This window comes from Microseira wollei NIES-4236 (assembly GCF_020521235.1).
In the GTDB taxonomy this organism is placed as follows: Bacteria; Cyanobacteriota; Cyanobacteriia; order Cyanobacteriales; family Aerosakkonemataceae; genus Microseira; species Microseira wollei.
This window is the reverse complement of sequence record NZ_BLAY01000760.1, coordinates 1-247: the sequence shown is the minus strand read 5'-3', so window position 1 is coordinate 247 and position 247 is coordinate 1. Positions and strand designations below refer to the sequence as shown.

Sequence of the window (247 nt, the reverse complement as noted above, 5' to 3'; positions counted from 1 at the left end):
GTGGGATAGGCGTCTCGCCTGTCAAAGAGTTTGTTTTTTGCAAAGGTCTAATAGAATTCTCCAACAACTCTTGTGGGATAGGCGTCTCGCCTGTCAAAGAGTTTGTTTTTTGCATAGATATAATAGAATTCTCCAACAACTCTTGTGGGATAGGCGTCTCGCCTGTCAAAGAGTTTGTTTTTTGCAGAGGTCTAATAGAATTCTCCAACAACTCTTGTGGGATAGGCGTCTCGCCTGTCAAAGAGTT

Annotated in this window: 1 protein-coding gene; it reads right to left on the bottom strand. The window is 42.9% G+C overall.

Annotated elements, in window-relative coordinates; translation table 11 throughout:
* A partial coding sequence (locus MiSe_RS50465) for a hypothetical protein (protein ID WP_226595152.1) occupies window positions 1–247 on the bottom strand: 247 nt, incomplete at both ends.